The organism is Maribacter sp. MAR_2009_72, from assembly GCF_007827235.1.
Taxonomy (GTDB): Bacteria; Bacteroidota; Bacteroidia; order Flavobacteriales; family Flavobacteriaceae; genus Maribacter; species Maribacter sedimenticola.
This window is the reverse complement of record NZ_VISB01000001.1, coordinates 2,008,905-2,033,827: the sequence shown is the minus strand read 5'-3', so window position 1 is coordinate 2,033,827 and position 24,923 is coordinate 2,008,905. Positions and strand designations below refer to the sequence as shown.

Below are 24,923 nucleotides of genomic sequence, written 5' to 3'. Positions count from 1 at the left end.
ATTATTTATTTCTTACAATTTCAAAAAGTTCTTTATCTAACTGTGGTTTCACTTCACAGGTAGTGTCAAAATGCATGGTGGCCGTATTCTTGCTGTTGTAGGCGGGCCATTCCGGTAACCCATCATGGTTGGGATTGCCCGTTCTGGCAAAATTAATCCATGCCTTGCTCATTTTTTTAGCTAGTTTATGGGCTTCCTCACCGCCACCGGTCATATGGTTGGCAAGGTCAATATTGTCAAACACAAAAGGAAGTTCCATACAGTGCAGCGCCTTATATTTACCATCAAATACCGGAGACTGCCAAGTAAATAGATACATATACACCGGGGCACCGTTAAGTGAGGATTTGTCGTTGGCCTCCATAACTGCACCGGGCCTGAACATGGTATCCACATCCAATAGGTCCTTAGGGTCGGTATCTTTTGGATAGGCCTTTTTAACGGCACCGATATAGGCATCTGCCTTGTCCTTATAGGTTTCCTTGATATGTGCCATTATGGTTTCTTCCGATGCACCTACAAAACGCATGTTTGCGAACGGGGCAAACTCATTTTTTGCGGTACCGATCATGAACGGAATATCCTTGGAGACGGCCAAGGCTTCCTTGGTACCCAATTGATAGGGCAGTACATTGCCATCTTTGCTTGGTCCCCAATTAAGGCCAAAACCGATTACCGGTTTCCCGGCGGCCCTCATTTGTTCTGCAACAATTTTTAAGGCCTGGCTACTGGCGCTGGCCAAGGTCTCATACGGGATATGTTGAATACTGTCCACCGTATTGGCATTGAGCCCTAAAATGGTCAAGGTTTCCTTTGCAATGGCCTGCGTATCCTCTTTTTCCAACATTGCGGTTCTGAACGAACCACTCTGGTTAATGGCCTTATGGAAAAGATCTTTGGCCTTGGGCATGGCCATGAGCGTACTCACTTTTGCACCGCCGCCAGATTGCCCAAAAATGGTAACATTGTTGGGATCACCGCCAAAATTGGCAATATTGTTCTTGACCCATTCCAATGCCTTGACCATATCCATGATGCTATTATTGGCAGACTGTGCGTATTTATCCCCGTAGGCCGATAGGTCCAAAAACCCAAGAACGTTTAAACGATGGTTGATGGATACGACCACCACATCCCCATTTTTGGCCAAATTTTCACCATCATAGGAAGGTAGTTCATGGCTGGATCCAGTGGTAAAGCCACCTCCATGGATCCAGAACAGAACCGGTCTTGTTTTACCGTCCGATACGTTTGGAGACCAAACGTTCAAACTCAAACAATCTTCATTTGGAAACCCCCAGTCATGATCGAATACAAATTCCGATTCATCTTGAATTGTTGTTGTTGGGTTTATTAATGGAGAAACTGGTCCGTACATGGTGGTACTCCTTACGGCATCCCACTTTGTAGGGTTTGTTGCCGCCTCAAAGCGGTTGGCTTGTGCGTAAGGGATGCCTTTAAACGTATGTACATTGTCGTGAATGTACCCACGTACGGGTCCGTTTTCGGTTTCAATTACCGGAACCTTGGAACCGGTAATTACGATATCTTGTGCCGATGCTATGCCCGTCATCATACATAGGGCAAGCGTTAATAAGCGATAAAATGGAATTTTCATGATGTATAGTGATTAGGTGTTTCGTTTATTTAAATCCGATTTCCTCTAGCCCATCATGACTAATTTTTATGGCATCCAAAGGTTTTAATCCGTCAAAGGTCATATCCTGTTCTACCATATAGTATTTCATTCCGGAAAGTTCCTTATTGTCCAAAATATTCTTAAACCCTATGTTACCTTTGCCTACCGGAGCAAATCTGCCCTGCTCGTCCATATCCTTTACATGCCAGATTTTAAACCTACCGGGATATTGGTGGAAATAGGCAATAGGATTGGCACCTGCTTTGGTAACCCAGTACAGGTCCATCTGAAAGTTCAATAATTTAGGATCTACATTTTCCAGTAGATAATCTATAGGTACAATACCCTCGGCATTTTTCTTGAATTCAAAATCATGGTTATGGTACAATAGTTTTAAACCGGCCTTGTTGGCTTTTTCACCTAGTTTAGTTAGAATTTGAGCCAGGTCCTGAACCGTACCGGTCATACCCATTGTCCTGTTTTCCTGGTTGAACGTAAACATTCCCATTGGTGGAATAGGCACGACAAAATATTTGAAACCGGCAGCCTTGGCATCTGCCATCATTTGGTCTGCATTGTCTAGGGTAACGGCACTTTGGTGCGTACTGATCGGTTTTAACTTGAGCGATTTAAGCAAGTCCTTAAAATCTGCCGGAGTCATACCGTAATATTTTCCGTCTTCATAGCCCGCGGCTTCAATATTTTTATAGCCTGCATCCGCTACGGCCTGTAGGGTAGCTTTGGCATTCGTACCCATATCATCCCTAACGGTGTAAAGGGCAAGGCCGCCAAATTTTTTCTGTGCATAGGTCGTTAAGGTACCGCACATGAATAGGATCAGTGCCATACCTTTAAAAAAGTTGTTTAAGATAGATGTTTTCATAAGTGTTGTTTTAAGTATAAAGTTTTCGTTTTATTTAAAGCTATAGAGATAGGGGGCTTTGTGGGCCTTACCTTGAAAAAGTTTTTCGTGTCGTTCAAGAATATCCAAAGAGAGCATTTTACGCTGAAAAGTTGTTCTTCTTAGTTTTTGGTCCAATATGGCCTCAAACACGGATTGTAACTGTTTCATGGTAAATTTTGGCGGTAACAAGTTCATTCCGATCAGTTTTTCACTGAGATTGTTGCGGAGCACGATCAACGCTTTTTCCACAATTTGGTTATGGTCCATCATAAGATCCGGAAGTTCATCAATGGCGTACCAACCTATACTGTCCGAAAATTGGTCTGGGGTAGGGGTTACCTCCTCATAATTGATCAGGGCGTAATACCCTACCGTGTTGAAACGATCCAACATCCATTCATTCTCCTTTGTGAGGTCATTGTTGGCAATCAGTATCTGGCGCATATGTTCAGGATCGGCACGGTCAACTTCCCCAAATACATGAAATTGCTCCAAAAATACATTGTCCAGTCCCGTACGATCTTTGACTCCTTTTTTTGCGGCCTCATCTATACTTTTGTCAACCTCTATAAAACCTCCCGGAAGCGCAAAAAATCCCGAGTTGTGATATTCCAGTACAAGAATTTTCAACAATTTACCGTTGAACCCAAATATTACACAGTCAAAAGAAAGATTGGGTATGAAATTCTTATTTTCTAAACCTTTCATTGATTGATTTCATAAAATTTAAATGCATTTTTCAAATAAAGCATAAAATTCAATGTAAACAAAGGATTATTGTCATAAAGTGAGACAATAATAAAAAAGTACTGATTTTGAATTAATTTTCATTCAAAATCAGTACTTGATCGGGGGAAGCGGCATAGTAAATACTAGCCATTAAATACCCTATTAAAACATGGGTAAAATGTTGATGTTACTCGTTTTTATAATACCATACGTTCATGCTTTCCATGGTATTGCGCACCATACAATTATTGGTCAGGGTACCGGCAAAAGTAAATCCGTGTTTACTAAAGGTGATGTTCAACCCATAGGAAGTGGCCCTTACCATGGCATAAACGGTTTTGCACCCGGTGGATTTCATTTGCTTTTTGATATCCTGGACTAAAAAGTACGATAGGTTTTGCCCCCTATAGTCCGGGTGGGTCACAAAATCCACGATTTCCATATTGGATTCATGTACATGGATATCCAAGATAGCGGATACCAAAAGCTCATTATTTTCAAACAATCCGTAAAAGCTATGGTTAAGTTTTTGCAGCGTTAGAAAATATTCCACATCCTTTATCTGGTCGGGGTGGTATTTGTACGCTTTTCTATGCAATTCTTCCAGTAAGGGAAAATCCTTGGCATCCAATTCTCTAATGGTGGTTTTTGATGGAATGGAAAAATGCGGGTCTGTCTGCGGTTTGCTCGCCGCAAAGGCGATCGTTTTAACCGAATCTATAGTCTTACGGCTTTTTTCATCATTAATGTGCCGTTCCTTCTTCACATAATCCGCCAAAAAATAGCCGTCAATACTACCATTGTACAAGCCGGGAATTTTTGCTTCTACCGTAAAACCGTTGGATTGCAGCACACCTCTCGCGCTTTCTGGTGCCCGCCCCAGGATTTTTTCATAATTTCTTTGCTTGGCAAGGGCCTTGATCTTTGGAACAAAGGTATTTAGGTCGGTATTATCCGCATCGGTAAAATAGATACGGTTATGCATATTGCCATGGTATACCAAGGCACCTTCTATGTTTTCAATTTTCTCGAACATGAATATAGATTTTTAGTCTTTGAAAGAGTGAATTCGTTATGCCCTGATCTGGCCATCGCCAAATATGTAGTATTTGTTGGTGACCAATTGTTTCAAGCCCAGGGGCCCTCGGTGATGCAATTTGTCCGTACTGATCGCCAACTCCGCGCCAACGCCCATTTGTCCCCCATCGGTAAAACGGGTAGAGGCATTTTGGTACACGGCCGCGCAATCTACCTCCTCCATAAATTGCAATGCATTTTCCTTGTTTTTAGTCATGATGGTTGCGGAATGTCCACCGGAATTATGATTTATTTTTTCAATGGCCCCATTTAGTGAATCCACAGCGCCCAAACAGCATTTCATGGCCAAAAATTCCTCTTTCCAAATCTTTGGGTCTTCAATAGGGTCTGCCTCCGTAAGGAATTCATTCACTTTGGAATCTACCAAGGTCTCCACACCGTTTGCGGAGAGCAGTTTATAGAGGTCCTTTAATTTATGGGCATAATCCTCAATATTGGAACTTATCAATATTTTGTCCAAGGCATTACACGCCGATATTTTTGCGGTCTTTGCATTTAGGATCACTTGAACGCTTTGCTCCCAATTGGCATCTTCATCTATAAAAAGAAAGTTATTACCACGACCACTTACCAGTACGGCACAATTGGCATGTTGCTTTACAAACGCAATAAGTCTTTCTCCGCCCCTGGGAACGATTAAATCCAATTTCTCTGGAGGGTTCATTAAAAATTGTTGGGTTTCCTGTCTATTGAGGACCAATTGCTGAATATAGTTGGTAGACAAGTTGTTTTCCTCCAATGCTCGGTGCCATAGGTTGGTAAGTGCCTTGTTGCTATGTAGGGCTTCCTTACCACCTTTTAGATAAATTTTATTATTGGCCTTGAATGCCAATACCGCTGCCTCTATGGTAACATCTGGCCTGGACTCGTAAATAATCATAATTGTGCCAAACGGTGCGGTCTTGTTCGTAATATCCAATCCGTTTTCCAATTTTTGGGAAGAAATTGTCTGTCCTACAGGATCTTCCTGGGACCTGACCTCCTTAATGGACATTATCATGGCATCTATTTTGGCATTGGTAACGATCAATCTATCGTACATGGCCTGATCCTCAAGATCAAATTGATCCAAGTCCTGTTTGTTCGCCTTTAAAATGGCCGTCCTGTTTTCGTCCAAAAGACGCTCCATACTTTGTAAAACATTGTTTTTTATTGTTGTGGATAATAATTTCATTATGCTTCTATTTTTTCTTCGAGGGTAACTTTGGTACCCACATTTTTTCCTTCTATAATATCTATTATGGTACGGGGTTTTTTGCCATTGGCTATAAACGTAGGGATATTGTTGGCAGCGGCCTGTTGGGCATAGTCCAGCTTGGAACCCATACCGCCACGGCCTTCGCCCGCCTTTTTGTTACTGTCCTTTATAAAATCATCCAGATTGTCCTCTGGGTTGACATGCTGCACAAGGTCGCTGTTGTCCGCATTGGGGTGACCGGTATATAAACCGTCAATATCGGTAAGGATAATAAGTTTGTCCGCATCTATCAACTGTGCAATTAAACTTGCCAGCTCATCATTATCCGAAAACATGCTCATGGTTACCGAAACCGCATCGTCCTCATTGGCAATGGGTATAACCCCTTCCGATAGTAGCCCCTCTACACAATTGATCATGTTCTGCCGGTGTATCCCAGGAGTAAAATCCCGTTTTGTGGGCAATACCTGTGCGCATTTCATACCATAATCGTTAAAAATGTTATAGTAATGGCGCATCATACGGGGTTGTCCAATAGCGGAATAGACCTGTCTACGCTTGGTGTCATGTTCTATACTACTTGTGCCCAAAACCTCCTTACCGGCAATAACAGAACCAGATGATACAAGTACGGTAATAATATCCTGTTCATACAATTCTGCAATCTGTTGTACCAAATTGCGCAGAACCGGTCTAACGATACGGTTATCCTTATTGGTCATTACATTGGTACCTACCTTTATAACTATCTTTTGTTTATACATGTACTTTTTCTTTTCCTAGTTCCACGGCACGCTCAAAAGCTGCGAAAGCCGCATCCTTTATTAATTCACCTACATTGTTGTTTTCCATTGAGTCCAGTGCCGCACGGGTAGTACCACCCTTACTGGCCACCTTGTCCATCCAAGAATTTGGGGATAGCTCATTTTGATTGAAAAGCTCAATGGCCCCTGTAAAGGTCTGTGCCACCAAAATTTTGGAGACGTTTGGGGTAAATCCCATTTTTAAGGCGGCTTCCATCATACTTTGCATAAAGTAAAATACATATGCCGGTCCGCTTCCGGAAATTCCGGTAGAGGCATCGATAAAATTTTCATCGCTTACCAAAACAGATTTCCCTGTGGTATCCAAAAGGCTTTCAATGGTCAACAGTTCTATTCTGGACACATCTTCAGAGGCCACAAAAGAAGTAAGTCCCCTACCTATTTGTGCAGGTAAATTGGGCATTGCCCTTACAATCTTGGTGAGTCCCGTAAGATGTTTAATGGTATCTATGGTGACACCGGCCATAATGGAAATGAGTATTTGGCCAGGTTTTACCAATGGGTTCAATTTTAGGAATACACTTTCTGCATGGTACGGTTTTACCGCAATAAAAATGATATCTGCCTGTGGGGCACATTTCTTTAAATCGTCAAAGGCATCAAACTGTGGATTATTCCTTAATTCCTCCAGTTTTTCCTCAGAGGTGTCTAGCACCATGATATTTCTTTTCTTAAGTAATTTTGATTTAGACATGCCTTCCGCATACGTCAACCCCATGTTTCCAGCTCCTATTACTAGTATTTTCATGAATTCTAATGATTAAATGGATAAAATATATTTCCGATTAAATGAATAGCATTTTCTCTATTGCGTTGTTCTTGCGCTTATGATAGATTTGTTGATAGCTATGGATTTTTTTAATAGGTATTCCCAAGAAATATCTTGTAATAGAAGTGACCTTGGAATTTTTTCTGCCGGTCTTTGTTCTATACAGTTCCTTGATAATACTTTCTCTTTTTATATAAATAAGTTTCATGTTTTCATTTCTTGTTGTAACATAACATAAGCCTATCCATCACCAAATATGGCATGTTAAGCTTGTGTTATAATGATTAAAAATTGGGTAAAGCTGCTTTGCGGAAATTGTAGAACCACATTACGGTCTAATTACAGGTACGCCCTTAGAACTTCGGTATCGGTTTTACGTCTTAGTGCCCGTAGACCTTTGTCCTTTATTTGTCTGACACGCTCACGTGTGACATCGAAAATTTCGCCAATTTCAATTAGGCTCATGGGAGGTTGTCCCTCAAGTCCAAAATAAAGTTTGATGACATCGCGCTGGCGTTCTGGAATTTTGTTCAGGACTTCGTCAATATCGGTTTCCAATGATTCGTGAATAACCGCTTTATCAGGAGTGTCCATGTCATTGGATTCAATGACATTGTGTAAACTGGCGGTTTCTCCTTCCCTAAAGGGTGCATCCAAGGAAACGTGTTTTACCGAAGAATTAATGGAACTTTTAACTTTGGAAACATCAATATCAAGTTCAGATGCAATTTCGCCGGGGCTGGGTGGTCTTTGAAAAGTCTGTTCCAGGGTAGAATAAACCTGATAAATTTTGGAATTGGTAGCAATCTTGTTCTGGGGCAAACGTATAACCCTCGATTTTTTGGAAAGCGCCTGTAGAATGGACTGCCTGATCCACCATACGGCATAGGAAATAAATTTAAACCCTCTTGTTTCGTCAAAACGCTTAGCCGCCTTCACTAATCCAAGATTTCCCTCATTGATGAGGTCTGTAAGGCGTAGTCCTCTATTTTGATATTGCTTGGCGGCAGAAACTACGAACCTTAAATTGGCATTGACCAGCTTATCCAACGCTTTTTGATCACCTTCACGAATTTTTCTAGCTAGCTCCACTTCTTCATTTGCAGTAATCAAATCTATTTTACTGATTTCCTGAAAATATTTTTCCAAAGATTTGGCATCGCGGTTAGTTATTTGTTTAGTGATTTTTAATTGTCGCATAGCGTACTTTTAAATTAATCTATAACATAGTATTTTAAAGTTAAAAAACAAGAAAAAGACGTTTTTTATGACTTTTTTGACTCTTTTTAATGATTTTTTGTATAATTTTAATTGTTTTTGGTCAAAATTGTGGCTTTTTTGAATTTTTACCCTTTTTTGACTTATTTAAATTCTTTTATCTTCTCACTAAGGTCAAAAATCTTTGTTTCTTGAATATTTTTCGATAAGATACTAAATCCTACAGCACTTCTATAACCACCTGCACAATGCACAACAATAGGTTTGTCCACAGGAATTTGGTCCAAATTATCACGCAAATCGTTGAGGGGAATGTTTAATGCCTTATCAAAAACTTTATTTTGTTCAACCTCACTTTTATTTCTTATATCAAGAATGGTATAATCATCCGTATTGTTTTTAAAATGTTCAAATTCTAACGGTGAGGATACTATCATATTAAAAGAACCCAAGGTCATTATTGTTTGTATGTGGCTTTCATACCCAATTTTGGCTATTCGGTTTAGAATTTCCTGCCTGTTGGTCGCCTTGTCAACGATAAGATTGAATTTTTCATTAGGTTGTACAATGGCTCCTAGCCACGTTTCTATTTTGTCATCTTCGTTACGGGCCATAATATTTATGGAGTTGGATAGATGACCGTTCTTAAATTCTTCCTCATCCCTAGTATCAATTACCAAATGCTGGTTTTCACATCTGCTAACATTCATGTGAAATGGAATATTATATATTTCTTTTTCAATGTTTTTTGCACCTTGCTTATTGAGGTCCACATCATAACCAAAATAAGAGGGAATAAATGGTTGTTCCGCCAAAAGGTGGTCTATAAATTCCTGTTCCGTTAATTTTTTGAACGCCCAATTTTGTGTACGTTCCTTACCTAATGTGCTTGAGGAGTCTGAGCTCATATTCTTACCACATAGAGACCCGGCACCATGGGCTGGGTATATGATGGTTTCGTCGGGTAGGTGGTTAAATTTGTTGTTTATGGTTGAAAACATGGCTTGCGCAAGTTCTTTTCGCTTCGCTTTTTTATTTCCGGCCTTCTCTCTTAGGTCCGGTCTACCCACATCACCAACAAACAAGGTATCTCCCGTAAATAGTACAGGGGTATCCTTATCGGTTTCCGCTAGTACCGAAATACTGTCCGGAGAGTGCCCTGGTGTATGCAAAGCGGAAAACCTTACTTCGTCCATTGTTAGAACATCACCTTCATCAAAGCTTTCATGGGGATAATCCGCCCCTATCAATTTACTACAATATATGGTGGCTTTGGTTTCTTTGTGCACTTGTAAATGTCCACTTACAAAGTCGGCATGGGGGTGTGTTTCAAATATGGCGACAATATGTGCGTTGTGCTCATCGGCAAAGTAATAATAGGGTTTTGGGTCCCTGCTTGGATCTATAAGGGCAATACTTTTGTTGCTTAAAATGGCATATGAATAATGAGCCAAAGGTTTGTCCTGAAATTGTTTTATAATCATGATCGTTTTGTTAGTAGTTAAATGCTAAATTTAGCTTTTTGATATGTTCTTCATGGTAACAAAAGTTACGCAACTGCTTGTTTTTAAAATTGTTAATAGTTGTGATGTTGGTTGGTTCAATGCATGTAGCTATATATTTCTCCTCATGTTAACCCATCTAATTATGGATGCTATTAGAGAAAGGTTTCACTTCTATAAGCTCTAAAACAATTGCTTAAATTTTTAACGCTATCGAATTAATTTTTAGAATAAAGTAGGCGTATGTACTTCAATTGATTTAATTTTAAATTTGATTTTAACGGGGAACCTAATTCCAGATTAAAAATTAAAACTTAATGGCGGACACGAATAAGAATTTTTATTTTTTGGAGGATGGTGGTGAAATGAGCCAGCTAATGCGCAATAGGGACTGGTCAAAAACACCCATTGGATATCCCGAAACATGGCCCCAGACCTTAAGGATGACCATTAGCATTATGTTGAATTCTCCTTTTCCCATGTTTTTGTTCTGGGGTAAAAAATTAAAATGTTTTTATAATGATGCGTATAGGCCAAGTTTGGGAATAAATGGAAAACATCCATCTATTTTAGGAATGAGCGGAAAGGAAGCTTGGCCGGAAATTTGGGAAGATATTGCACCATTGCTTCATTCGGTCTCAGAAAAGGGGGAATCTATTTGGAGAGAAAATCAACTTATTCCGATTTTTAGAAATGGACGTATAGAAGATGTGTATTGGACATTTAGTTATAGTCCCGTAAAGGATGAATCCGGTAATATAGCCGGTGTGCTTACGGTGTGTACGGATACTACGGAAGCAGTTAAAGCCGCCAACAAATTAAGGGAAAGTGAACGGCGATTTCGTGAAATTGCGGATTTGTCCCCTATTTGGATTTGGATAACCGATGCGAAAGTCAATGTGGAATATGCCAACAAAGAACTTTTAAAATATATAGGATTGGAAAAATCTTCTGACTTTACGGGGCAGACTTGGGAGAAAATGGTACACCCAGATGATATTCAGTTGGTGTATGATGGCTTTGGGGAAGCTGTTCGTAAAGAGGAAAATTTTGCCTTGGAATACAGGGTCAAAAATGCAAGTACCGATCAATTTGAATGGTTTAAGGTGTTGGCCGTGCCCAGATATGAGGACAAACAACTAAAGGGTTTTATTGGCACCGCTATGAATATAGAGCAGCAAAAGTCTTTTGCCAATAACCTGAAGAGCGAGGTGGAGATACGTACCAAGGAGCTTGAGGACAGTAATATTCAATTGGAAAAAATGAATAAGGAACTGCAGTCCTTTGCCTATATCTCCAGTCATGACCTACAGGAGCCGCTTAGAAAAATACAAATGTTCGCAGAGGTGTTGTTGGATAAGGAAATTGATAACCTTTCTAAAAAAGGGAAGGACAAGTTTGAAAAGATACAATCTGCAGCCAATAGAATGCAATCGTTGATCAATGATCTTTTGGCCTATTCCCGAGCCGATACCGAAAAAAGGATATTCAAGAAAATTGAATTGCAACATATTATTGATGAGGTCAAAAATGATTTAGCGGAAGAATTCAAGAAAAAGAACGGACATTTAACCGTAGAGGAAAGTTGTTCCCTAGAGGTAGTGCCATTTCAATTTAGGCAGTTGATGTACAACCTTGTTTCCAATTCCTTAAAATACTCAAAACAAGATGTTGCGCCAATAATTACCATAAAGGGCGAAATTGTCAATGAGCTGACAATTTCAGGCCTAGTATTAAAACAGAATACCAAATATGCCAAAATAACCATTACCGATAATGGTATTGGGTTTGAGAATCAATTTTCCGATAAAATATTTGAAGTGTTTCAACGCTTGCACGGAAAACAAGAATATGTAGGTACCGGGGTAGGATTGGCAATTGTTAAAAAAATAGTGCAAAACCACAATGGGTATATTAGTGCATCTGGAGAGCCAAATGTTGGATCCGTATTTCATATTTTTATACCGGAAATCCATAAAGGATAAAACCTTATAAAATACGGTTTGGTAAATTGAAAATAATTAGGCCTGGGGCAAGTATATTTTGAATGTTGCACCTTTGTCAGGCTCGCCATACGCAAATATTCGCCCTCGATGGTTTTCTACGATCCTTTTTGTAATGGCAAGGCCAATACCTGTAGATTTGTCATTGTTATCAGCATTTAACCGTTTGAACATTCCAAAGATACGTTCGGCATATTTTTGTTGAAAACCAATACCATTATCCTTTACGGTAACCATACAATATGTAGTTTGGTAATTGAGTCCCTCCACGTTAAATGCGCCACCTTTGCCCGAAGTGCATGCAATGGAAATGGTTAAAGGCCTATTGGGGCATCTATACGCAATTGAGTTGGCCAATAGGCCATAAAATAATTGTTCCAATTGTATAGGTATGGCGTTTACCTCTTCCATACTGGTCAATGATATGGTACCCCCACATGCGTTAAGGTCCTGTTGAATACGGGTAATGGCCCGCTGTACTATTTTCTCTAAATGGGTAGTCTTAAAACGATCTACAAATTCCTCTGTTTCGGAATAGTCCAAAAGGTCTTTAAGGATTTTACGCATTTTATTGGCTTCGCGTTCAATTCCCTTAAAATAAGTGGCCACGTTTGGATGAAGGTTATTGGCTTCCCGTTCACGAATAATCGTTGAAAATGTCTGAATCTTACGTAGCGGTTCTTGAAGGTCATGACTTGATATAAATTCAAAAGCCTCTAGGCGCACATCTTGTTGTCTAACTCTCTGGCGAATTGCCCGTAAGTTTTCTATGGCCTGTAAATGAAAGGAAATAAGGTCTGCATATAGCGTAAACATGCCAATGACCTTATCATTGTTCAATTTATTGGGTTTAGGGTCAATAGCGCACAAGGTGCCAAAAAAATCACCATTTTTTAAGATTATGGGAACGGAGATATAGCTCTGAAAACCATATTGCAACGGGGTAGGGTGGTTGCGGTAAAAAGAATCAGTCTCCACATGGTCTATGACAACAAGTTTATTGGCCTGTCTTATTTCATGGCAAATGGTAGTCTCCACTACCAGTTCATCACCCGGTTTTAATCCAAAATTGACATTATCCAATGCGCTACAGGTCAACCATTTTTCTTGGGTTACCCTGGCAACCGCAATAAATCCCATTTGCGTGGTTTCTCTAATTACATTAAGAATGATAGGGAGGACATCAATAGATTGTATGTCTTCTATATTTCTTTGAAAGGATTTTTTCAACGGCATATTTAAATATAAGATTAATTTAAAATGCTAATTCTTTTATGCATCAACTTTCTTCATTAATGATAATGTTTAACTTGAAATTGTTATGTTATTACTGCCAAAATGGATAATTTAGCCAAATTAAAGTAGAATTAGTTTACTTAAAATGAATGGAATTTAATCTAGTATTTGACCCTGATAAAATTGTTTCCGCTTTAATCGCGGAAATTTTGGGTAAAGTAAAGATTGATTATGAAATCATTGAGGGTAGGACAATTAAGATTACCGAAAATATAAGTAAGGAAGATTTAGCGCTTATTAAAGAAAGTCTAGAGCGTTTTTCCATTGAATTGCGGTCTAAAAATGATCTTGATTTGGTAGAGGATATAAAATTGTGCGTTAGGGAGATGGTTAGGCAAGGGAATACCAGGAACATAAAAATGTCTGAGCGGTTAACCGATCAGTTAGGTTTTAGCTATTCCTATTTATCCAATCAATTTTCTAGTCAGACCTATACTTCAATTGAGAATTTTTATATATTAGTGCGTATTGAGAAAGTTAAGGAAATGGTATTATTGGAGAATGCTAAATTGAGCGAGATTGCCTATGAATTAAATTTCAGTAGTGTACCACATTTATCAAATCAATTTAAAAAAGTGACCGGGCTTACCATTACCCAGTATTTAAAATTTAAAAAGAAAAAGGAGAAGAATTCTTCAGCCAACACCTAAAACAACGAAATGAATAAATTAAGAATACTTCTTGTAGATGATGATGAGGATGATAGGCAGTTTTTTGCCGATGCCCTAGATGGTATAGAATTAAATACCCAGTTGCATTTACTTGAAAACGGCAAAAGCTGTATGGAATATTTAAACAAGGAAACGGAAAATTTACCGGATCTGATATTTCTTGATTTGAATATGCCGATTATGAACGGTTTTGAATGTTTGGAGGCTATACGCAGTACACCCCATTTAAAGGATATTATGGTAGCCATATATTCCACGAGCTCAGCGGAAAGGGATATAGAGGAAACTTTTGAGAAAGGGGCCAATATCTATATTAAAAAACCGTCTAGTTTCAACGAACTTAAAAAGTCGTTAAAGCAAGTGGTGAAAATGAATTGGTCGTACCACTTAAATGATTTCAAGAAAGAAAACTTTTTATTGAAGGTTTAATTGTTATCCTAAAGAATTAATGAAAGTTGTTTCCATAGAAACAACTTTTTTAGTTTTAGCATTAGTCGTTTTAATTCATTTTTACGTATTTCGTAGTTGATTGTTATTCTTCGCTTACTTTTAAAATATCCAAATTTGTTATTAGCATGAGTTTTTTGAAAAATATTGTGGACGATTCCAAGGACGCAATAGTATATGTAATGCCTATTGATCCACAAGAAAGTAACAATACGGATTTCAAGATTGTATATGCCAATGTTGCTGCGCACACACTATTGGTTTCATCAAAAAATACATTGGTTGACCACACAATAGCCGAAATAGAAAAATTATCGTTGATCGAAGGATTGCAAAATGCATTGCAAGAGGTTTTTGAAAGCCAAGAGCAGGTAAACATTCCCTTATATGCGGCATTGGCAGAGCAAACAGGGTATACCTATGCCACATTAAAGGGGAATGGGGAAGGAGTTGTGCTAACGTTTTTGTTCAATATAGAAAACGATATATTGAAGACCAATGCGGGCTTTTTGGAAAGTGCCAATGATAAGCGCATTATCAATGAACAGGAGTTGGCAGGTATAATCAACAATAGTGTTTTGGATAGCTTTAATAATATTATTTGCTATGTGAAGCCTACCTATGATGCCAATGGTGAAATAGAGGATTTTAAAATAGAATATATTAATAACAGAATGGTGGAGATCACTAGGGAAGAACCTAGTTTGATCATTGGCAAGACATTATTGGAATATTATCCTCAGAATAGTACTAATGGGGTTTTACAGTTGTTGAAGGATTGTTACACCACGGAAGAGAATGTAGAATTTCTAAGGCAGTACCATTTTAACGATGAAGATTTTTGGTTCAGCAACAGGGCCATAAAAATGAATGATGGGATCATGTTGTTTTCCAAGGATGTTTCTAGGGAGAAAGAATATGAGGAACAACTTTTTGTTCAGAATAGATTATTGACAGAGGCGGAATCTGTAGCCAGTATTGGAAGTTTTAGATGGAATCTGGCAAAAACGGACGTAAAATATTCGGACAATGTATATCGCCTGTTCGGGTATGAGCCCAATGAATTTGAATCTAATTATGAACGTCTACTTTCCTTTGTCCATGTAAATGATGTAGAAAGGGTAAAAAAAGGGTTTAGGGACGCTCGTGAACACAAAGGTAGAACGGACCTGGTCTTTAGAATAGTGACCAAAACAAAGGAAATCAAGTATTTAAATACCATAGGAGAATGTTTTAAGAAGGATGTAAACTGGTATATGGTTGGTGTTATACGGGATGTTACCCAGCAAATTGAAATAGAATCCAATTTACAGGCCAGAAATGCGGAGCTCAAAAGAACCAATTCTGACCTTGAGGCCTTTAACAGGGTGGCCAGTCATGATTTACAGGAACCATTGCGAAAAATTCAAATGTTCATTAGTAGGTTGAGCGAAGAGGAAAAGGGACGTATGAACCAAAAGTCCCAAGGATATCTTGAAAAGGTAAAATCCTCGTCTGACCGAATGAGAAACTTGATCAACAATTTACTGTCGTACTCCAAAGTGGAGGAAGTAGTAGAATTGCCCAAAAGCGTAAATCTAAATGATATATTGGACAATGTTTTGGATGATCTGGGAGAACGTATCAATGAACTAAAGGCACAAATTAGTGCTGACGACTTGCCCATTGTCAACGGAGTGCAATTTCAATTAGAACAATTGTTTACCAATTTAATTTCCAATTCCTTAAAATATATTAAGCCGAATACGAAAACCAACATACAGATCAAGAGTACCATAATTTCTAAAAATGAATTGCCCCAAGAATTGAGTTTGAGCAATGATGTCTATGTAAAATTGCAGTTTTTGGATAACGGAATTGGTTTTGAAGCGCAATATGAAAAGAAAATCTTTGAAATTTTCCAGCGCTTGCATGGTAAAAACGAATTCACCGGTACGGGATTAGGGTTGTCTATTTGTAAAAAAATTGTAGAATCGCACAACGGTGCCATAATGGCCAAGGGCAAACCCAACGTTGGCGCTGAGTTTATCGTGTATTTGCCCGTACTTATTTAAGTACATTATTTCTTCAGTCTTACACTATTAATTGGCCAATCTTAAAATTGTGTAACTCATTCTTAAAATGATGTAACATAAAACCCCATCAATACCTAGATATTTGTAACAGAAATTATTAGTCAGTTATGAAAAATCTACAATACGCCAGAGTTGGCTCGGTAAGAAAAAAGATGGTGAGTAAGTTGAATGCCATGAACACTCCACAGGAAATGGGTGTGCCAACAAATATGGGCACGACTAATAATGCATTAATTATTAATTCTCAAAAACCATTATTATGCAAGTAGTCCACAACCAGTTAAATTATTTTAATAACGTATTAGGAGGAAGTATTTCTAGTTTTGAAGGAGATCGTATTCTTCAATACGATAATGAAAAAGGAACCGGCCGTATACAGACCGTAGCGTTGGAATCTGGAATCTCTTATACGGAATACGATTTAAGTTTGGCCCAGGACTTTAATTTTTCCCTTGAAATGAACGGTCATAGATGTTTATATTTCATCTATTGTTTAGAAGGTGATTTTACCGTACAACGTAATTACGGTACTACTAAATCCTTAAAAGTGGAGGCTTTGCAAACCGTGTTGATCGGTGGTAAAAACGATACTATTGATATAAAATTGAAAGAGGGAACAAAATCTAACATTGCCATTATCAGGGTTTCTGAGGACGATGCCCCAAAAATTCAAGGACAAAAAGGCAGTGACCTTTATCAGCAGTTGTTTTCTTCTTTTTTACAAGAAGACAGTTATGAGCATATTGGTACGTTTAATTTGAAAATAAAGGAGCAACTGTTACAGATACGTTCCATACATCAAAAAGGGTTGGTTAGAAAATTGCTTATTGATGGTATTGTGAGCTTTACTTTGGCACTTGAAATTTTACAGTGTAGAGAAGATATCAACAATGAAGGTCAAGTGTCAACCATTTTAACCAAGAGTGAGTTGTTGAGAATTGAGGAAGCGGTGAATGCAATTAAAAGAAAACCGGAATACCCTTATACCGTTACCTATTTAAGTAGGGAATATGGTTTATCCCCAACAAAATTGCAGGAAGGATTTAAGGTAATGGAAGGTACTACGGTAACCAACTTTATTAGAAATGAGAGATTGGTTCTTGCCGAAGAATTGATACAGACCTCAGATTTAAATATTTCCGAAATTGTATATACCATTGGTTTTACCAGCAGAAGTTACTTTTCTAAAATATTTAGAAATAGATTTAACTGTACGCCTAAGACCTATTTAATGAATACTAGAAAAGTATCGTTATCCGCATAATTTGAAATAAAGGACAGACATGTAAAAAGCGCCAACTATATCATAGTTGGCGCTTTTTTATATAGGTTACATTAAAATCAATGTTCAAATATTAAGGATTTTATTTGTTTCCAAAACAACCTTACCGATGCGGAATCGTTGTTGTGGTAGGAGGATAATATTAATAGATTGTTTTCAAACACCTTTAATTCAACCTCATCGGTTTTTTCGTCCGGTGAATAATATGCCATGTGCCATCCGTCAAAAACCGCTTTGGTTGCTGATCCTTCCCATAATAAATTCACCTCAACATGGCGCATATCGGATTCAATATTGTTAAACACATTAAAGATGTGATCTTTTGCACCTTGTAGGGTTTGAACAAACATACCTTTGTGGTAGATTAGACACCCTGTAATGTTCAAATTTTTATTGTTAGCAACTGAGGTCGTTAGAATATTTTCTAAATCATCTTTTGTGAGGTTGGACTTGGCCGTGGAACGATAGGTTAATTCGTGCATTCTTTTATTTTGGATTTATCTATAACAAGATATTTATATCTAGCCCACAAAGTTAACCATTAACAATAGCCATAAAGTTAATTTGTATTACTATTAACTAAATATAATAAAGTTTGTATAGAAAATGAATGCGGTAATTGAAATTTAAATAGATATCACGAACTCAGGCTCTGCAGTTTCGCTTTTGGAAGTGTTTTTAATATAGCTTAAACATTTATGCAATAATGTCTTAAGCTGATTGTAAGATGATGGTTTTTGAAGATATAACGAAGCACCCATTTCCTTTAAACGTGTAATTTCCTTTGGGTGGTAGGATGTTGAGTAAATAATGATCGGTGTGTCTTTAAACTCTGGTAGTTCCCTGATATCCGCCAGGCATTCAAAACCGTCCATCATTGGCATTTTAAGGTCTAAAAATATAACATCTGGGCGTGTTTCATTTTCGGATACCAAATCGGCCATTAAGTCAACACCATTGTTAAATTCGGAGACTTTGGTTTTAATGGGTATTTCTTTCAATGCATCAGAAAAGAATGTTCTGTCATCGCTATCATCATCTGCGAGGTAAACATTTATGAGGGTTTGATTCATAGTAACTAACAATTGTACAATTTAAACGCTTTTACTTGGTAAAGAATTGCATGATTTATTTTATTTATGTTAATCTATTTCTTAGGTCGTTGTTTTGCTCAATTGCATTGCAATATAAAAAAAATACTAATTTTTTTATATCCCAATTAACTCAATTGATAACTCAATCCATATCTAAAATTACCTCATTTAATCGGCATAATGTATAATGGCTGTGCCACCTAAGCTATTGTTTTTAATAGAGTGTATGGTTCTACTTAGGGCAGTTGTAAGAATTTTAAACGAGGCCGGTTTATGCAAATATCGATTAGCACCCAATTCAAATAGGTTGGATATTCTTTCAATATCATACAGATTGGAATAAACCACAATGGGTATGTTGTCAAAGGAACTGTTGGCCCGCAATTCCTTTAGACATTCCTCTCCATTTTTTTTAGGCATTAGCAAGTCTAGGAATATGATATTTGGTAATGTAGAGGTCGTATCCATTTCGTGTAACACTGTTTCTCCATTATCAAAAAGTTGAATATTGATATTCTGGTCGACCTCTGCTATAGTTTCCGTAAAAATTTGCTGATCGTCGGTATCGTCCTCCGCCATAAAAATTAGAAAATCTTCATTATCGATCGTGCCCATAATTGCATGCCATTTTAAGTTAACCCCCTATTATTTCTCCGCCATTGATATGAATAACCTGTCCTGTCATGTAGCTACTGTCCTTACTGGCCAAAAATACGTAAGCCGGACCTACTTCAGCCGGTTGTCCCGCCCTTCCCAAGGGTACATCCTTACCAAAATTTTCAAGGTCTTCGCCCTCAAAAGTTGCCGGTATAAGCGGGGTCCAAATTGGGCCTGGGGCAACAGCGTTTACCCTAATGTTTTTAGGTGCTAATGCTTTGGAAAGACTTCGCGTAAATGAAACTATGGCTCCTTTGGTGCTAGCATAGTCTATTAAATGTTCAGAACCACGGTATGCCGTTACAGATGTAGTGTTGATAATGGTATCTTCAGCGGTAAGGTGAGCCATAGCCGCCCTGGCCAAATAGAAATAAGCGTATATATTCGTTTCAAAGGTTTTTTGAAAATTGGACGAACTTATGTTTTCCAATCGTTCCGCAGGAAATTGCATGGCAGCGTTATTGACAAGAACATTTAATTTTCCATAATGTGAAACGGTCTTGGCAATGGCAGATTTACAGAACTCCTCGTCCTTTACATCTCCTTTAAGCAATAAACATTTACTTCCCTCGGCTTCAATTTCTTTTTTGGTCTTTTCAGCATCTTCATCCTCGTTAAAGTAGATGATGGCAATCTTGGCGCCTTCCCTGGCAAAATGTAATGCGGTACTTTTACCTATTCCACTGTCACCGCCAGAAATCAAGGCTATTTTGCCAAGTAATTTTTCGCTCCCCTTATAATCTTCTCGTATAGTAATGGGGGTAGGGTCCATCTTGTGTTCGTTGCCAGGTTGTTCAGCCTGTTCTTCACTTTTTTTTATATCAATATCTATCATTGTTTAATTTATAGTTATGAAAGGTTAAGATGCATCTTGGGTTATATCGTTTTAATTATATAATTATCCTAGAGATGTTGTTAACCCTGTATTTTTTAATAACCTAAAATTAAAACAGGATTTTACTTTGGAATAACTCAAAAAAAATGAAGTTGAACGGTAAAGAATTTACGATCGTTTTTTAAGAAAAAGGTGTCTATGTCGTTTTAAGAAAATTACTTTTTTTGAATATGTTTCATGCCCTCATTACATCTTGCATAATCCATAAGCTAAGGGGTTTGTCATCTTTTTTGTGCAATACGGAAATATCTCCCGTAGTCTCAAAAACCACCGCTTTGATCTGTTGTAGGTCGGTTACGTTTGCTTCACGTAATTTTGAACGAAGGTCGCCCTCCGTAACCCTTGCCTTTAAAAGATTGGCGTCGATAATTTTTTCGCCATCCATTAATAATAGGGGAGAATTGTCCACAAGTTCTTGTATGCTTTTTTTTCTACGAGCCAACGCAATGGAAATTTGTAAACCATAAATGGCTATTAGACCAATAATACCTTCTATCAATTTTACGGAGGACGATAGTATGGTTGTCGCCACAATGGAACCTACAGCAACGGTCATCGCAAAATCAAAACTGGACATTTTTGAAAAACTACGCTTGCCACTTATTCTTGTCAAGATTATGATTGCTAAGTAAATACCAATAGCGCTTGCAATGATCAAGAGTACATTTTCCCAAGTAGTATCAAATAATGTTTTCATGATATTGTATTTTTAATTTGTGCGTAAATAGAACAGCCAATTAAGAAGCGTGGCCCTTTGAATTGAATTATCCATTGAACACCGTACGGTATCTGTAGATCAATACGAGCATGGTACAATTTAGTACTACGGATATTCCATTGGTTACGATTATGGGTACATCGGCCTTTAATATGCCGTATATGGTCCAAAGAAAAACACCAATAGTAATGATATAGAACATTTTAGGAGAAACATCATCAACCTTCTTGGAGCGCCATGCTTTATATATTTGTGGCAATGCCGCTACGGTAGTAAAAAATCCAGCGAATGTTCCTATAAGTTCTTCCATACGCATACACATTTTTTTAGAGGGCTATAACTAAAAGATAGTCGCAACGCTATGTGCGTTTTAGCAAAGTTAGTAGCATAAGTGAGATGCCTTTAATGATAACCGCTCAACTTTTAGCGCATTCACATGAATTGTTTGTTCAATTGATATTGCCATGCGCACATTATAAAATTTTGTATGATTTTTATATTTGGATATCTTTTTTAGCATGGGTATGGACGTAATACTGATCATATTGTCTGGAATATTGGGAACTATGGTAATGACCGTTTTTAGCCATATTTTGGAAAAAATGAGCGGTCATAAATTTAATGAGGCCCATCTTCTAAATAAATTGATCGATCGTTGCGGTACTTTTGATTCTGATGCAGAGGATAATGATATTAGGGGGTGGGCCATACATTTGGCCATTGGGATACTTATGGCCATGGGTCTGTATTTTTATATAAATTACGCCAAGGAATTCAGTGTATTGATTTCTGGAGTGGTTATAGGATTTTTTCTAGGTATCATAGGTGTACTGGGATGGACAATTATGTTTAAAAAACATTCCGATCCACCAGAGATCAATTTGGTTTATTTTTTTGTTCAGTTGATCTGTGCACATATGATATTTGGGGTATCGGCATTGTGGATATTGACCAAAGTAGGGTAGCATACCAATACATTTTAAAGCGGTGAATTTTGGGGTTCACTTCTAATATTGAATTTTTGTTTATAAAGAATGCCAAAATCTAAAAATTGCTTTAATTTTTTGGTTTAGATGAAAATTTTTATGAGGATTTACGTAAATATTATAGAACATTTAATCGCTACATAATAGATAATCGACTACTTTTAGCAATAACCCCCTTATAGATGAAAGAACATAAATTACATATAGCCTTGGTAGATGATGATGAGGATGATAGGTCCTTTTTTGAAGAAGCTATAGAAGAAATTAACATAGCCACCCAACTCTTTCTTTTTGAGAATGGCCAGGAAATTTTGAAGTTCCTGAACCTAAACCAACCCATTTTGCCAAAATTGATTTTTTTGGACTTGAACATGCCAATAATCAATGGTCTGCAGTGTCTAAAGGAAATCCGATCCCATAACCATTTGGATTTAATAAAAGTGGCCATATATTCTACATCTTCATCTTCTACGGATATTGAAAGTGCATTTGCCGAGGGGGCCAACCTATATGTGACCAAGCCGGATTCCTTTAAAAAATTGACGGAAATCATACATAATATACTACGGATAGATTGGTCCAAGAGCGATAAGGAGTTAACCAGGGATAATTTCATTTATAGCTAACGTATGGACATTAAACGAATTTTAGCCTCTACCAAAACGTATGTATTTTTATTGATACTGGCTGCGGCCTTATTGCTATATACCGCCGGTGTAGGCTATAAGCAGGTAGAGCGGCTTTATAGTTCTGGGGAAAAGGTAACCCACACGCTTGATGTACAGCGCGCCATAGTAGAATTATCCGCAAATTTTTTATTACTGGAATCCATTCAGCTAAAAGCGCAAATACAGCAAGATCAAGAAAACTTGGGCGATATGGTCATCATTGAAATTGACCAAGGGCTAGAGCGTTTGCAAGCGTTGACCAAGGACAATGATTCCCAACAGGAACGGGTAAAGGTATTAAAGGCCCTGAGGAACGACATGATATTTGAACTACCGGTCACACCTATATTGGATAGTACGATAGTTGCCAATAAACAGCCCCAGCTAGACCGTTTGGAACGTATTTCCAAAATTGTGAACAAGGCCCAGGTAATCAAAAAGAATATGTTATCCGAGGAAAACTATTTAATGGTCTCCAGAAGGGAAGAGTTTACATCCCAATCATTCTTAACGCCACTGTCTTCATTATTGGTAGCCATTACATCAATGATCATATTTGTCATTGGTTTTATTAGCATTTATAGTCAAAAGCAGGAAATTACCAAGGTCAATGACCATATTATTGAACAGAATAAAAAATTGCAGGAGACAGAAACGTTTTTAAAGGGTGTCTATAAAAGTTCCAATAATGTAATCAGTCATTTTGAACCCATTAAAGATGATCAGGGTAAAGTAATTGATTTCAAATTTGTGTACGCCTCCAACGCCATTCTGGAAGTTACTGGAAGCGATCAAGCTGAAAATATTGGTAAATCGTTGGTGGAGATGTACCCTATGGTAGTAGAAAATGGTCTTTTGGACCTTATGAAACACTGCTACAATACCGGAGAGGCCCAAGAGCATGAAAATGAATATGTCTTTGCAGATAGTACAAAGACTATTTGCAACACCATTGTAAAATCTGGTGGAGGTATTACCAATACGGCATGGGATACCACCAATATTAAAAAAACGGAAAAAGCCCTTTATGAGCTTAATGAGGAGCTTAGTTTGCAGAATACCATATTTAAGGAAGCGGAAATCGTAGCAGGTATTGGGAGTTATATATGGTATTTAGATGATGGCTCGGTAACCATATCGGATAATTTTTATAGGTTATTAGGGTATGAACCCAATAGTTTTCCCATTACCTTGGAGAACTATCGGAATATGGTTCATCCGGATGACAGGGAAGATTATGATACCTTATGTGCGGAAACCATTGAAAACGGAACCTCTTCCATTTCTACATTACGGATAATCACGAAGGATAAAAAGGTACTGCACCTTAATATTAATGGGCGTTTAATACAGATAGAAAATCAACCGGTCTCTGTGGGCATTGTACAGGATATTACCGAGCAAGTCAAGAAAGACAATCAATTAATTGAAAGTTACGATAAACTTAAGTTGAGCAACGAGGAATTGGAATCCTTTAGTAGGGTGGCTAGTCATGATTTACAGGAGCCGTTAAGGAAAATTCAGGTGTTTATTTCCCGTATAGAGGATGATGCGCGGGAATCCCTGCCTAAAAAATCTGTGGTCTATTTTGAAAAAATAAAGATTGCGGCCCTAAGGATGCGAGATCTTATTCAAAATCTGTTGACCTATAGCGGTATTGAAAGACAGGATGGTGAATTTGAAGATGTAAATCTCAACGGGGTGGTGAGTAAGGTAACCGATGAACTGTCACAACTGATCAAAGAAACCAATGCCCAAATAAGCAATGGCCCTTTGCCAAAGGTGAAAGGAGTTGCTTTTAAATTAGAGCAGGTATTTGCCAATCTAATCAGCAATTCCATTAAATACAGAAAGAATGATGTAGACCCTATCATCACTATTTCATCTACGAAGGTGAACGCTCAGGAAATACAGGAAAAATTTTCCAAAAACTTTACGGTATATCACAGAATTGCGTTGGCCGATAACGGAATTGGATTTGCGCCAGAATATGCAAAGACCATTTTTGAGGTATTTCAAAAGTTACATTCCAAAACAGAATATTCCGGTACCGGTATAGGGCTATCTATTTGTAAAAAGATAGTTGAAAACCACCAAGGCCATATTCATGCCGTTAGTACGCTTGGGGAGGGCGCCACTTTTGTAGTGTATCTTCCCGTACATTGATTATGTTGTTTCTAAGTTAAACGTATTCAACTATACGGTCGGTAGGGATTAAAAAATATGCCCCGTTCAAATTATATGGACGGG

25 protein-coding genes are annotated in these 24,923 nt (G+C 37.9%); 8 read left to right on the top strand and 17 right to left on the bottom strand.

Features of this window, described 5'->3' with window-relative positions; all coding sequences use genetic code 11:
• Nucleotide 1 precedes the first annotated feature (1 nt).
• From JM81_RS08445 to JM81_RS08400, 10 genes are all read right to left on the bottom strand, one after another.
• The gene (locus JM81_RS08445) at nt 2-1,618 is read right to left on the bottom strand and encodes a carboxylesterase/lipase family protein (protein WP_144802265.1); all 1,617 of its coding nucleotides are present in this window, start codon (nt 1,616-1,618) and stop codon (nt 2-4) included.
• A 25-nt stretch (nt 1,619-1,643) separates the two neighbouring features.
• A complete protein-coding gene (locus JM81_RS08440; protein ID WP_144802262.1) occupies nt 1,644-2,522 on the bottom strand; it encodes a sugar phosphate isomerase/epimerase family protein in 879 nt (292 codons plus the stop codon).
• A 30-nt stretch (nt 2,523-2,552) separates the two neighbouring features.
• Nucleotides 2,553-3,251 (bottom strand): NUDIX hydrolase, encoded by a 699-nt coding sequence (locus tag JM81_RS08435; protein ID WP_144802259.1) that lies wholly within the window; start codon nt 3,249-3,251, stop codon nt 2,553-2,555.
• Between the two features lie 208 nt (nt 3,252-3,459).
• A complete protein-coding gene (ablB, locus tag JM81_RS08430; RefSeq protein WP_089262563.1) occupies nt 3,460-4,308 on the bottom strand; it encodes a putative beta-lysine N-acetyltransferase in 849 nt (282 codons plus the stop codon).
• Between the two features lie 36 nt (nt 4,309-4,344).
• A complete protein-coding gene (locus tag JM81_RS08425; protein WP_144802256.1) occupies nt 4,345-5,544 on the bottom strand; it encodes a glutamate-5-semialdehyde dehydrogenase in 1,200 nt (399 codons plus the stop codon).
• Nucleotides 5,544-6,332 (bottom strand): glutamate 5-kinase, encoded by a 789-nt coding sequence (gene proB / locus JM81_RS08420; protein WP_144802253.1) that lies wholly within the window; start codon nt 6,330-6,332, stop codon nt 5,544-5,546. Before proB ends, JM81_RS08425 begins: the two co-directional genes overlap by 1 nt.
• Nucleotides 6,325-7,140: a pyrroline-5-carboxylate reductase gene (gene proC, locus JM81_RS08415; RefSeq protein ID WP_089262569.1), complete on the bottom strand. Its 816-nt coding sequence runs from the start codon at nt 7,138-7,140 to the stop codon at nt 6,325-6,327. The genes proB and proC overlap by 8 nt, the downstream gene beginning before the upstream one ends.
• Nucleotides 7,141-7,177: 37 nt before the next feature.
• Complete coding sequence (locus JM81_RS08410) at nt 7,178-7,369, bottom strand: hypothetical protein (protein WP_143815227.1); 192 nt, start codon at nt 7,367-7,369, stop codon at nt 7,178-7,180.
• A gap of 131 nt (nt 7,370-7,500) precedes the next feature.
• Nucleotides 7,501-8,361 carry an RNA polymerase sigma factor RpoD/SigA gene (locus tag JM81_RS08405; RefSeq protein ID WP_144802250.1) on the bottom strand — a complete coding sequence of 287 codons (861 nt, stop codon included), beginning with the start codon at nt 8,359-8,361 and terminating at the stop codon, nt 7,501-7,503.
• A 161-nt stretch (nt 8,362-8,522) separates the two neighbouring features.
• Nucleotides 8,523-9,863 (bottom strand): MBL fold metallo-hydrolase, encoded by a 1,341-nt coding sequence (locus tag JM81_RS08400; protein WP_144802247.1) that lies wholly within the window; start codon nt 9,861-9,863, stop codon nt 8,523-8,525.
• 335 nt (nt 9,864-10,198) lie between these two features.
• Here JM81_RS08400 and JM81_RS08395 point away from each other — a divergent pair, with 335 nt between their 5' ends.
• Entirely contained in the window at nt 10,199-11,866 is a 1,668-nt protein-coding gene (locus JM81_RS08395; protein WP_144802244.1) for a sensor histidine kinase, read from the top strand.
• A gap of 36 nt (nt 11,867-11,902) precedes the next feature.
• Here JM81_RS08395 and JM81_RS08390 read toward each other — a convergent pair whose 3' ends face one another.
• Complete coding sequence (locus JM81_RS08390) at nt 11,903-13,120, bottom strand: ATP-binding protein (protein WP_144802241.1); 1,218 nt, start codon at nt 13,118-13,120, stop codon at nt 11,903-11,905.
• A gap of 149 nt (nt 13,121-13,269) precedes the next feature.
• Here JM81_RS08390 and JM81_RS08385 point away from each other — a divergent pair, with 149 nt between their 5' ends.
• From JM81_RS08385 to JM81_RS08370, 4 genes are all read left to right on the top strand, one after another.
• A complete protein-coding gene (locus JM81_RS08385; protein WP_144802238.1) occupies nt 13,270-13,830 on the top strand; it encodes a helix-turn-helix domain-containing protein in 561 nt (186 codons plus the stop codon).
• A gap of 9 nt (nt 13,831-13,839) precedes the next feature.
• Entirely contained in the window at nt 13,840-14,280 is a 441-nt protein-coding gene (locus JM81_RS08380) for a response regulator (RefSeq protein WP_144802235.1), read from the top strand.
• Nucleotides 14,281-14,426: 146 nt separating this feature from the next.
• The gene (locus tag JM81_RS08375) at nt 14,427-16,352 is read left to right on the top strand and encodes an ATP-binding protein (protein ID WP_144802232.1); all 1,926 of its coding nucleotides are present in this window, start codon (nt 14,427-14,429) and stop codon (nt 16,350-16,352) included.
• A gap of 280 nt (nt 16,353-16,632) precedes the next feature.
• Nucleotides 16,633-17,637, top strand: coding sequence for a helix-turn-helix transcriptional regulator (locus JM81_RS08370; protein WP_144802229.1), 1,005 nt, complete (start codon nt 16,633-16,635; stop codon nt 17,635-17,637).
• Nucleotides 17,638-17,714: 77 nt separating this feature from the next.
• Here the strand turns inward: JM81_RS08370 and JM81_RS08365 are convergent, their stop codons facing one another.
• From JM81_RS08365 to JM81_RS08340, 6 genes are all read right to left on the bottom strand, one after another.
• Nucleotides 17,715-18,137, bottom strand: coding sequence for a BLUF domain-containing protein (locus JM81_RS08365; protein WP_144802227.1), 423 nt, complete (start codon nt 18,135-18,137; stop codon nt 17,715-17,717).
• 144 nt (nt 18,138-18,281) lie between these two features.
• The gene (locus JM81_RS08360) at nt 18,282-18,728 is read right to left on the bottom strand and encodes a response regulator (protein WP_144802225.1); all 447 of its coding nucleotides are present in this window, start codon (nt 18,726-18,728) and stop codon (nt 18,282-18,284) included.
• Between the two features lie 189 nt (nt 18,729-18,917).
• Nucleotides 18,918-19,364 (bottom strand): response regulator, encoded by a 447-nt coding sequence (locus JM81_RS08355; RefSeq protein WP_144802222.1) that lies wholly within the window; start codon nt 19,362-19,364, stop codon nt 18,918-18,920.
• Nucleotides 19,365-19,383: 19 nt separating this feature from the next.
• A complete protein-coding gene (locus JM81_RS08350) occupies nt 19,384-20,241 on the bottom strand; it encodes an SDR family oxidoreductase (protein ID WP_144802220.1) in 858 nt (285 codons plus the stop codon).
• Nucleotides 20,242-20,476: 235 nt separating this feature from the next.
• Entirely contained in the window at nt 20,477-20,998 is a 522-nt protein-coding gene (locus tag JM81_RS08345; protein ID WP_089262597.1) for a DUF421 domain-containing protein, read from the bottom strand.
• Nucleotides 20,999-21,065: 67 nt separating this feature from the next.
• Nucleotides 21,066-21,329: a SemiSWEET family sugar transporter gene (locus JM81_RS08340; protein WP_245838970.1), complete on the bottom strand. Its 264-nt coding sequence runs from the start codon at nt 21,327-21,329 to the stop codon at nt 21,066-21,068.
• Nucleotides 21,330-21,543: 214 nt separating this feature from the next.
• Here JM81_RS08340 and JM81_RS08335 point away from each other — a divergent pair, with 214 nt between their 5' ends.
• The 3 genes from JM81_RS08335 (at nt 21,544) to JM81_RS08325 (ending at nt 24,839) form a co-directional block, all read left to right on the top strand.
• On the top strand, nt 21,544-21,984 hold the full coding sequence (locus JM81_RS08335) for a hypothetical protein (RefSeq protein WP_144802217.1): 441 nt from the start codon (nt 21,544-21,546) through the stop codon (nt 21,982-21,984).
• A 203-nt stretch (nt 21,985-22,187) separates the two neighbouring features.
• Nucleotides 22,188-22,631, top strand: coding sequence for a response regulator (locus tag JM81_RS08330; RefSeq protein ID WP_144802214.1), 444 nt, complete (start codon nt 22,188-22,190; stop codon nt 22,629-22,631).
• Nucleotides 22,632-22,634: 3 nt separating this feature from the next.
• Nucleotides 22,635-24,839, top strand: coding sequence for an ATP-binding protein (locus JM81_RS08325; protein WP_144802211.1), 2,205 nt, complete (start codon nt 22,635-22,637; stop codon nt 24,837-24,839).
• Nucleotides 24,840-24,923 lie beyond the last annotated feature (84 nt).

Bases quoted from the DNA above. Each gene is read 5' to 3' on its own strand.
- JM81_RS08445 (WP_144802265.1), bottom strand. From the start codon at position 1,618: ATGAAAATTCCATTTTATCGCTTATTAACGCTTGCCCTATGTATGATG.
- JM81_RS08440 (WP_144802262.1), bottom strand. From the start codon at position 2,522: ATGAAAACATCTATCTTAAACAACTTTTTTAAAGGTATGGCACTGATC.
- JM81_RS08435 (WP_144802259.1), bottom strand. From the start codon at position 3,251: ATGAAAGGTTTAGAAAATAAGAATTTCATACCCAATCTTTCTTTTGAC.
- ablB (WP_089262563.1), bottom strand. From the start codon at position 4,308: ATGTTCGAGAAAATTGAAAACATAGAAGGTGCCTTGGTATACCATGGC.
- JM81_RS08425 (WP_144802256.1), bottom strand. From the start codon at position 5,544: ATGAAATTATTATCCACAACAATAAAAAACAATGTTTTACAAAGTATG.
- proB (WP_144802253.1), bottom strand. From the start codon at position 6,332: ATGTATAAACAAAAGATAGTTATAAAGGTAGGTACCAATGTAATGACC.
- proC (WP_089262569.1), bottom strand. From the start codon at position 7,140: ATGAAAATACTAGTAATAGGAGCTGGAAACATGGGGTTGACGTATGCG.
- JM81_RS08410 (WP_143815227.1), bottom strand. From the start codon at position 7,369: ATGAAACTTATTTATATAAAAAGAGAAAGTATTATCAAGGAACTGTAT.
- JM81_RS08405 (WP_144802250.1), bottom strand. From the start codon at position 8,361: ATGCGACAATTAAAAATCACTAAACAAATAACTAACCGCGATGCCAAA.
- JM81_RS08400 (WP_144802247.1), bottom strand. From the start codon at position 9,863: ATGATTATAAAACAATTTCAGGACAAACCTTTGGCTCATTATTCATAT.
- JM81_RS08395 (WP_144802244.1), top strand. From the start codon at position 10,199: ATGGCGGACACGAATAAGAATTTTTATTTTTTGGAGGATGGTGGTGAA.
- JM81_RS08390 (WP_144802241.1), bottom strand. From the start codon at position 13,120: ATGCCGTTGAAAAAATCCTTTCAAAGAAATATAGAAGACATACAATCT.
- JM81_RS08385 (WP_144802238.1), top strand. From the start codon at position 13,270: ATGGAATTTAATCTAGTATTTGACCCTGATAAAATTGTTTCCGCTTTA.
- JM81_RS08380 (WP_144802235.1), top strand. From the start codon at position 13,840: ATGAATAAATTAAGAATACTTCTTGTAGATGATGATGAGGATGATAGG.
- JM81_RS08375 (WP_144802232.1), top strand. From the start codon at position 14,427: ATGAGTTTTTTGAAAAATATTGTGGACGATTCCAAGGACGCAATAGTA.
- JM81_RS08370 (WP_144802229.1), top strand. From the start codon at position 16,633: ATGCAAGTAGTCCACAACCAGTTAAATTATTTTAATAACGTATTAGGA.
- JM81_RS08365 (WP_144802227.1), bottom strand. From the start codon at position 18,137: ATGCACGAATTAACCTATCGTTCCACGGCCAAGTCCAACCTCACAAAA.
- JM81_RS08360 (WP_144802225.1), bottom strand. From the start codon at position 18,728: ATGAATCAAACCCTCATAAATGTTTACCTCGCAGATGATGATAGCGAT.
- JM81_RS08355 (WP_144802222.1), bottom strand. From the start codon at position 19,364: ATGGGCACGATCGATAATGAAGATTTTCTAATTTTTATGGCGGAGGAC.
- JM81_RS08350 (WP_144802220.1), bottom strand. From the start codon at position 20,241: ATGATAGATATTGATATAAAAAAAAGTGAAGAACAGGCTGAACAACCT.
- JM81_RS08345 (WP_089262597.1), bottom strand. From the start codon at position 20,998: ATGAAAACATTATTTGATACTACTTGGGAAAATGTACTCTTGATCATT.
- JM81_RS08340 (WP_245838970.1), bottom strand. From the start codon at position 21,329: ATGGAAGAACTTATAGGAACATTCGCTGGATTTTTTACTACCGTAGCG.
- JM81_RS08335 (WP_144802217.1), top strand. From the start codon at position 21,544: ATGGACGTAATACTGATCATATTGTCTGGAATATTGGGAACTATGGTA.
- JM81_RS08330 (WP_144802214.1), top strand. From the start codon at position 22,188: ATGAAAGAACATAAATTACATATAGCCTTGGTAGATGATGATGAGGAT.
- JM81_RS08325 (WP_144802211.1), top strand. From the start codon at position 22,635: ATGGACATTAAACGAATTTTAGCCTCTACCAAAACGTATGTATTTTTA.